Origin of the sequence: Candidatus Viridilinea mediisalina, assembly GCF_002532535.1 — a bacterium.
GTDB lineage: Bacteria > Chloroflexota > Chloroflexia > Chloroflexales > Chloroflexaceae > Viridilinea > Viridilinea mediisalina.
This window is the reverse complement of the sequence record NZ_NQWI01000057.1, coordinates 22,989-31,570: the sequence shown is the minus strand read 5'-3', so window position 1 is coordinate 31,570 and position 8,582 is coordinate 22,989. Positions and strand designations below refer to the sequence as shown.

The following is an 8,582-nucleotide window of genomic DNA, read 5'->3' as shown; positions in this document are numbered from 1 at the left end:
AGGGAAGCAGAAATTGTTACGTATCCCAGCAGCCTGTCATGCTGAATAGTCCATGGGCGAGCATCGTAGTGCCGACGTTAGTCGGCTGAGGTCTTTGGCAGCGATGGGAAGCCGACTAACGTCGGCACTACCTACGGCGTAAACAGGAACGTTCCGACAAACCTTTGCTCAGGGTGGCCAAGCAACGGGGCAATCAAAAACATCCGCTTCCCTAATACCAATTACCCTTGAACATACCGCATCATCAAGAACGCGAAAGCCCATTGGGACGCCATGTTCGGCAATCTGCAATCTGCAATCTACAATCTGCAATGGCATTAGCCTTGCTTCAAGCGCTGTTCACGGCGCTGGCGCAGTTGCTCAACCTGGGCGCTGTAGGTGGCGACGCTGATCGGTTCGCCACGGCGGGCCATGCGGGCGATGGCTTGGAAGATTGCCCGCACTTCATCGCCGTTGAACTGCTCGGTTGCGGCAGCAATCATGTCGAGGAGTGCGGCATCCACATTGGGCGTAGCGAAGGCGCGGGCATGAATAGCCGCAATCTTGCGCCGCGCCGAGTGGTCGGGCAAGGGGATTTCGATGGGCTGGAAGCGCGAGGGCCGTAAGAGCGCTTCGTCAATAATATCGAGCCGGTTGGTCGTGCCGATCACAAGAATGTCCTGATCAGCCCGGAAGCCGTCCAACTCGGTGAGCAATTGGGCCACAACGGCATTGGAGGCGCGATTGCCGCCCTCCATCAGCCCGGCTCGCTGCGCGGCGATACTATCGAATTCATCGAAGAAGATGACCGCAGGGGCGTTGCGGCGAGCCACCGCAAAGATGCGCCGGAGGTTGCTTTCGCTCTTGCCTACCCACATGTCCATCACTTCGGGGCCACTCACCATCTGAATGGTGGCATTCATCGCGTTGGCAATCGCCTTGGCAAAGAGCGTCTTGCCCGTACCCGGCGGCCCGTGGAAAATAAAGCCGCGTGGCGCTAATTTGCGCCGCCGATCGCGTTCGGCCTCGCTCTCAAGCAATTGCACCTGCTCATCAACTGGCGCAAGCGGACTACCATCAAGCCTAAAGGCGGGTGGTTTGCCGGTAATCAACTCAATAGCCTCAAAGAGTTCCGCCTTCACCGCCTCATAGCCACCAATATCATTGAAACTCATATCGGGAATCTCAACATCTTCGCCATTGCCACGCTTAAACTCGCGGATCAGGTTCATCAAACTGTCCGTCGGGGTGTTGGGCTGGCTATTGGCCGAGAGGTAGCGCATAGCGTTGCGAAGCTGGATCGCATTGAAGCCAGAGACATTCTTAAAGAGCGTTTCGCCATCAAAGTGGGCAAAACGCTGAAACTCCGGTTGGGTAACCAAGGATGGAATCACGTCGCGCCCCAGCCCGGCCAGTTCAATGCGGATAGCAAAGCGATCCATCAGGACTTTCGGCAGCCCCAAGGAGGGATCAATAAAGCCCAAGAGCGTCGGCGTGAACTCTTGGCTACGGTAGAGCACCTCAGTGAGCATGCGCGCCTCGGGCGAAAGCGGGCCATCACCGCCGCTACCGGCCAGCGTATCAAGGTGGCGCAAGACCAGCACCTGGTTCGCTTTGATGCCGGCGAGGTGGCGTCCAATGCCCATAATCCGCATATTCAGCCCGCTCATTTCGCGCTGCGCGAGGCCGCGTTCGCCCCCTTCAAGCCCAAAGATCTCGTGTTCCAGCAGCGGTGCCTTATTGGACTGACGCACCGCATGGCGGTAGATATGTTCTGCCAGCACCTTATCGCAGATCACCAGCACCGAGAGATCATTGCTGAGGTAGCGCCCAATCTTCATGATGGCTTCGGCATAGGCCCATGCCACCGCCTCGCTATCGGTGAGCGTGGGGGGGAAGGGGGGCGGCGCGGAGGTGGGAGGCGACGACGCGGGAGGCGCGGAGGCGAGAGGCGGGGAGGCGGGCGGCGGGGAGGCGGAATGCGGGGATGCGGGAGGCGACGACGCGGGAGGCGACGACGCGGGAGGCGACGACGCGGAGCGGAGCGGGAGGCGACGACGCGGGAGGCGACGACGCGGGAGGCGACGACGCGGGAGGCGACGACGCGGGAGGCGACGACGCGGGAGGCGGGGTCTCGTGAAAGGCGCGATGGATCGCGTCCAATTCCGTGGATAGGTCATGGGGATGCGTCGGATGGCCCTCACTCCCCGGCATCCGCTCCCACGTTGTGGAAGCGGGGGAGCGGATCTGTGACCCTACACAGGGGTCATGGGGATGCGTCGGATGGCCCTCACTCCCCGGCATCCGCTCCCACGTTGTGGAAGCGGGGGAGCAGGTAGGATCGGCTGCGGCACTGGGCGGCAGCGCAGGCAAACCCGCAGCACCATAGTGCCACGGACGTAGATCGAAGGCGCGGAGCGGCAGATCGAGCCATGCGGCGGGCAGCGGGGCCGCCACGCGGGCCGGAAAGCGTGCTAAGAACGCCCGTAGCGGCAGATCGGGCGATTTGGCCGCTTCGATGAGCGCACTGGTCTTTTGGTTGGCAAAATCAAGGCGTAGTTCGTGCATTAGGGTATTGGGGAGCGGGGAGCGGGGAGCGGGGAGCGGGGAGCGGGGAGCGAGGAGCGGGGAGCGGGGAGCGGAGCGTCGAGCAACCAGAAGATTTCGATACGTTGATAATACTCGCTTTTGGCACGTACCCGTGCAGCCACCTGGCTCACTACGTGGGCGAGATCAACGCGGCCCTGACAAGGTTCACGTACCAGCGCGGCCAACTCATTGATGTGCGCCAAAAACTCCGTACACACCAAAAGGTGCTTGCCTTGTCTCAATATACCGCAGAGAATGCGGCGGGGCAAACAAGTCTGTTAGAAGCTGTCTGAAAAGCTGGGGGACACACGTTGGAGTGCCGGCTTTAGCCGGCTAAAGCCGGCACTCCAACGCCAACCAATAGACTTTTCAGACAGCCTCTTAGGGATGGTTTCAGGACACGTTACCGTTTGTGCCGTAGGTAGTGCCGACGTTAGTCGGCTCCCAGTGCTGCCAAAGACCTCAGCCGACTAAGGGAAGCGGATGTTGTTGATTGCCCTGTTGCTTGGCCACCCTAAGCCAAGGTTCGTAGGAACGTTCCTGTTTGCGCCGTAGGTAGTGCCGACTTTAGGGAAGCGGATGTTGTTGATTGCCCTGTTGCTTGGCCACCCTAAGCCAAGGTTCGTAGGAACGTTCTTGTTTGCGCCGTAGGTAGTGCCGACTTATGGTCTTCCAGTAAATAATCCGCTAACCAGACCTCGCAGATCTGGCATATCTATCAGGTCTAGTCCGTGCCGCGACACCGGATTAATTTCTGGAAGACCATTAGTCGGCTTCCCATCGCTGCCAAAGACCTCAGCCGACTAACGTCGGCACTACGATGTCCGCCCATGGACTATTCAGCATGACATGCTACTGGGGTACTTGAAAATTTCTGCTTCCCTTAGTCGGCTCCCAGTGCTGCCAAAGACCTCAGCCGACTAACGTCGGCACTACGATGCCCGACCATGAACTATTCAGCATGACAGACTGCTGGGGTACGTAACAATTTGTTAGCGCGAAAAAGTTCTGGGCCGCACCGCTTGGCTTCGACAGGCTGGTTTCGACAGGCTCAACCACCGAGCCAGCGGCGCGGTGGCTGCCAACCCAAGGCTTCTTCGCGCTAACAACAATTTCTGCTTCCCTAACAAAAGTCTCTACCTGAAAGCCCCCCCGCGCCTTTGCTGCTCTCGTCACTCGTCACTGCTCCGCACGGGAGCATGACTGACGATTCGCAAGCCGACATGGAGGTTGCGGGAGCGCGGGATGTTGAAGTCGCCACGGGATGCCCCACGCACGCGTTGCGCCACGCTGTAGTACGCCCCACCACGTCTAACTCTAGCCGCCTCGCCCGCTAGGTAGTCCGCCATCCACTCCTCCTTAAGTCGGTAGGGGTAGTCTTTCTCCCACCTCGTCACACACCACTCCCAGACATTGCCCGCCATGTCGAGTACCCCGTAGGGGCTGGCCCCGCTGGGGTAGTGGCCGACTGGGCTGGTCTTGCCGATGCCAGCCTCTTTGCTATTGCAACGCCCCTCCTCCCAAATATCACCCCACGGCCAGATGCGGCCATCCGGCCCGCGCGCCGCCTTCTCCCACTCCGCCTCGCTCGGCAGGCGGAACTCGTGGCCGGTTACGGCACTCAGCCAGCGGCAGTAGGCGACCGCTTCATACCAACTCACGCCAACCACCGGGTAGTCGTCGCCGTTCCACGTTGCATTTTCCCAATACTCCGGCTGGCAGATCTGCCATTCCTCCCGCCACGCCCAGCCCGCCTCCGTCCAGTAGGCACGGTTGCGATAGCCATCCGCTTCCACAAAGGGGCGGAACTGGGCATTGGTAATCGGGGTTCTAGCGATCCAGTAGTCGGGCAGGGTGAGAGTGTGTTGGGGTTTTTCGTTATCAAAAGCCAACCCATCTGCATCACTACTACCCATGAGGAAGGGGCCGGCGGGGATGTGGATGAGGGGGGGGATGGTGAGGGATGAGGGATGAGGGATGAGGGATGAGGGACTGGTTACTTGCGTCGTGGTGGCAGGGCTTGACGATGGCTCGCGTTCCAATAGTTCGCTGAAGACCTCTGCCATCAATGGGTTGCGTGCCGCCCACTGCTCTCCTGCCTGCTTCGCCAAGCCAAGCAGTTCGAGACGGGCCATGGCGTTGTAGTGGCGCGTGAAGCGCGGTGGCTCGTTGAGCAGAAGGCGGGCGGCATCTGCCAATTTGTGTGTGCGGAGAGCGTCGTGCATGCGGCGCAGCAGCGGATCGTTCTTGAGATGGTCTTCCTCGGCTGCTACCAGTAGCCCCTCTATGTCGGTGATCTGGCCGCTTTGGTGAGTTTCTACAAGCAGCATGCCAAAGCGCTGGGTGAGGTAGGGGTGGCCCGCCACACGGCGATAGATCGCGTGAGCCAACTCTGTTGCTAGCGCTGCATCAAGGCCGGCGGCGCTCAAGCCGTCAGTGACGAGGGCTACGGCTTCGGCTTCGCTCAAGTCGCTCAGGTAGATTGTTTCGCAGATGTTGTGTAGTGGAGAGGCTTCGTAGGCAACAAGGTCGTAGAGTTCGATGCCGCCACTCAAGACGATCTGGAGCTTGCCTAACGCGGGCATGGTGTGCCGGGCCTCAAAGATCGAGCGCAGTGCATGGGCAAGTGTTTCACGGGTGGCCGCAGGTAGTGCACCCCACTCGTCGAGCATGAGGACGAGGCGTGGGACACGCTCTTCGGTGAGTGCTTGGCGCAAGAAGCGGCGCAGTCTTGGCCCATCAGTCACGTCACGCGGGTCGGGCATGAATGGTGCCGTCGCATCGTGCTGCTCGCTCTGAGGCACCTCCGGCTCGCCGACTAGATCCCTCGCTTCGGAGATCAAGGGCCATAGCTCAGTGCTTTGCTCCGTCTGGTAGGCTGCTGGCTCACTGGCTTCGGGGGGCAAAGGGAGCATCTCTGCAATCTGCTCAGCAATGAAGGCAAAAGCACGCTCGCCATTGGCCCCCTTGATCAGTTGAAAATCCAACCGGCAAACCGGCACTGCGTCTTGACGAAGCGCCTTCTCCAGGCGCAATAACAGGCTCGTCTTGCCGCTCTTTGGCCCGCCGTACAACACCACCCATTGGTTGTCTAAGCAAAGCCCTCGTAAGCGGGCAAGCTCCGCTTGACGCCCATAGAACGCGGGGGAAGCGGGGTCTAGTGCGCTCGTCGTGAAGCGGAAGCTCTTCTTCTGCTCACGCAGCTCCGGCGGGAGCAGCACCGCTGGCGCGGGCAGCGTCTGGCCCAGGATTGTCACGGGCCGTGCGACCTCCTGCGGTGCCTCGTCATTCGTCTGAGCGGGAGCGCGCAGCATACGCTCGACGATCTGGGCGTAGGCGATCAACTTCGGGTAGGAGCTGAGTTGGGGGGCGAGGGTCGCGGTGAGGCGGGTGAGGCGGGCGATCTCGGCGCGGATGGCGCTGGGCTGCGAGCTGTTGGCGCTGGCGCTCATGTTGCGTCGCAGCGCTGCAACGAGGGTGTGGGCCGCTGCTGCACGCTGCTCGTCGAGGCAGACCATCGCGGCCAGTTGTTGCGCCTGGAGTTCGGTTTCGCTGAAGAGGCCGGGGGAGCGTTTGAGGTGGTGGATGTAGCGCAGCAGCAGACGCGCCACATCTTGCAGGCGGCGCGGGCCGACGCGGGCCTCTAGGGTGGCGATCAGGTGGGCGCGCACCGCTGCGTCCATTGCATACTGCTCGTAGCCAACCGGACGACAGAGTTCAGAGAGGAGCAGATCGGCTTCGCTCACCCAGGGCACCTGCCCGCGCAAAAAGGTGTTGCGTAGATTGTGCAGCAGTTCGGGCGTAAGAATGAGCGGCAACGCCGCATGGCAGGCGAGCATGCGGTAGGCTTCGCCAAAGCGACGCACAAAGCGTTCGACTAGCTGCTGGGCGTCTTGTGCGCTTGGGGCGGTGGGGAGTTCGTGCATACGCGGTAAGTAATCACATCCGTATCACATCAATAGCCTGACTAAAACCATCCTCATCCATCTGAAACATGCGCCCCTGGAGGAGCGCGGCGATCACTTGGGCTGATGAGTCGGCCCAACGTTCGCGGGGCATTGGGTTGAGCCAGGCGTGGAGGAGGGTGTGGCGTTCGAGGGTGCGAAGGAGGGTGCGGGTGGCGCGTATGCGCTCTGGGCGGCGGTAGCCACGCGCTGCGCCGCCGTCGCTGACGATGAGCAGGCTGGTGTTGGGGGTGCAGGTGGCGAGGATGGATTGCAAGGCAACCGGATTGGTCAGGTGGGGATCACTGTAGAGGTATGCACTGGGGGCGTTGTGGAAGTAGTAGACCTCAACATGCTCGATGCTACTCTCGTACTGCGCCGTGGTCGCCAGGTCGCGGGTGAAGCGGTGGAAGGGCATCATCGAGCCATTCTGGTCGAGTAGCAGAATGAGTTGGGCGTGGTTGCGTTCGCGCCGTCGGTAGAGCGGCCCGCGATAGAGGCCGTAGCGGATCGTCGCGGCAAGTGTCGCGTCGAGATCGAAGCGGTCGCACGGCCCATCGGCGACGGGGCGGCGCAGGTAGCGCCAGGCGTAGACCATCTGGCGGCGTGCGATGGGCCAGTAGCTGCCTAGTTCAAACTGCTCATCCACGGGAACCAAGCTCAGCGGCACATAGAAGGGCAGTGGTGACCACTGCGCGGCGGCGGCGCTGGGATCGCTGGGCGGCAGATTGGATTGCTCGCGTTCATCCTGCTGCTGCTCAAGGGTATCGTGAGTTTCAGGCCGGGGCGGAGCAGGCGGCAGCGGGGGCGGCGCTTCGCGTGCGCCCACCTCCTCTTGCAGCGCATCAGCGAAGGTAGGCGCCCAGAGATCATCAAAGAGTTGCTCTTCAGCCAGCGCGTGGCACCAAACTAGACGGATGCGGAGGCGATACTCCTCATGCTCATCCGTAGGCCACGGCCACTTTTGCTCCACGATACTCAGCACCGCGAAGAGATCCTTCAGGCCCAGCGCCAGACCATGTTGGCGCAGGAGCAGAAAGAGATCAACGCAGAAATCTGTCGCCGTAAAGCTGCTCATCGCTGCTCAACAACAGTGTACCAATCGGCGCGCAGCTTGATCAGCAGCTCTGGGTATGGTAGCGGCCCATCAGTGGTCAGTTTGGTCACGGGCGACGTAAAGTGGGCCAGCGCCTCAAGCCAATCGAGGAACTCACTCGTACCCGGCTTCTTGTGCAGCCGCTCGCCCTGGCGCAAGGCAAGAAAGCGCCTGATTGCCAGATCGGTCGCTGCGGGCATCGCCAATGCGCGCCGCGCAAAGTGGCTCTCAACAATACGCTTCAACTGCGCCTCCGGGAACTTAATGAAATGGTAGATACAGCGGCGCAGAAATGGGGCCGGCAGATTGCCCTTCTCCTTATTACTCGTAATCACCACCAGCGGGTGGCAAGCCGGCTCGGCCTGCACCTGCTCGCCACTCTCCTGGATCGTAAAGGCCCACGGCTCATCAAGCACCGTCAGCAGATCATTGGGGAAATCAATATCGGCCTTATCAATCTCATCAATCAGCACCACCGCCGGCGACTCACACAATGCAAAAGCCCGCCCCAGCGGCCCCAGTTGCACATAATTTCTAGGATCGCCAGGATCATTGGACGGCGACGCGGCCTGCTCCCGCTCGCCCAGAAACCGCTGCATCTGGGCATCGTGCAGACGGCGCAGCGCATCATAATTATAGAGACCATCCTGAGCCTTACTGGTGGAACGCACATCCCAGCGATAGAGCGGCAGCCCCAACTCATAGGCCACCGCATAGGCCAGGCGCGTCTTACCACAGCCCGCCTCCCCCTCAAGCAGCAGCGGGCGGCCCAGATGGAGCGCCAGATTGACCGCCCGCGCCAACTCCGGCGACGCGAGGTAGGGTTCAGGCTGCGTCGGCGCATCGGGGTGCGGGTCGTCCGGCGCATGCTCCATAGCGCCATAGAAGCGATAGGCTGATCGAGGCTTCATCGCAACACTGCTCCTCTCCTATATCTGCACAACTAAAGCAGATTCCAAGGCATCACGATGCCT

The 8,582-nt window shown here is 61.1% G+C and carries 6 protein-coding genes; all 6 read right to left on the bottom strand.

Annotation, left to right across the window (positions count from 1 at the left end):
- Positions 1–317: 317 nt before the first annotated feature.
- The 6 genes from CJ255_RS25050 to CJ255_RS12905 all read right to left on the bottom strand — a co-directional run bounded on the left by CJ255_RS25050 (position 318) and on the right by CJ255_RS12905 (position 8,519).
- Entirely contained in the window at positions 318–1,154 is an 837-nt protein-coding gene (locus CJ255_RS25050) for an ATP-binding protein (RefSeq protein ID WP_439100152.1), read from the bottom strand.
- A gap of 700 nt (positions 1,155–1,854) precedes the next feature.
- Positions 1,855–2,547, bottom strand: coding sequence for a hypothetical protein (locus CJ255_RS23565; RefSeq protein ID WP_165774695.1), 693 nt, complete (start codon positions 2,545–2,547; stop codon positions 1,855–1,857).
- The gene (locus CJ255_RS12925; RefSeq protein ID WP_124681926.1) at positions 2,547–2,771 is read right to left on the bottom strand and encodes a hypothetical protein; all 225 of its coding nucleotides are present in this window, start codon (positions 2,769–2,771) and stop codon (positions 2,547–2,549) included. The genes CJ255_RS23565 and CJ255_RS12925 overlap by 1 nt, the downstream gene beginning before the upstream one ends.
- A 969-nt stretch (positions 2,772–3,740) precedes the next feature.
- Positions 3,741–6,494, bottom strand: a complete 2,754-nt coding sequence (locus tag CJ255_RS12915) for an SUMF1/EgtB/PvdO family nonheme iron enzyme (protein ID WP_097644514.1) — start codon at positions 6,492–6,494, stop codon at positions 3,741–3,743.
- Between the two features lie 13 nt (positions 6,495–6,507).
- The gene (locus tag CJ255_RS12910; protein ID WP_097644513.1) at positions 6,508–7,590 is read right to left on the bottom strand and encodes a VWA domain-containing protein; all 1,083 of its coding nucleotides are present in this window, start codon (positions 7,588–7,590) and stop codon (positions 6,508–6,510) included.
- On the bottom strand, positions 7,587–8,519 hold the full coding sequence (locus CJ255_RS12905) for an AAA family ATPase (RefSeq protein WP_174714071.1): 933 nt from the start codon (positions 8,517–8,519) through the stop codon (positions 7,587–7,589). The genes CJ255_RS12910 and CJ255_RS12905 overlap by 4 nt, the downstream gene beginning before the upstream one ends.
- Positions 8,520–8,582: the final 63 nt, after the last annotated feature.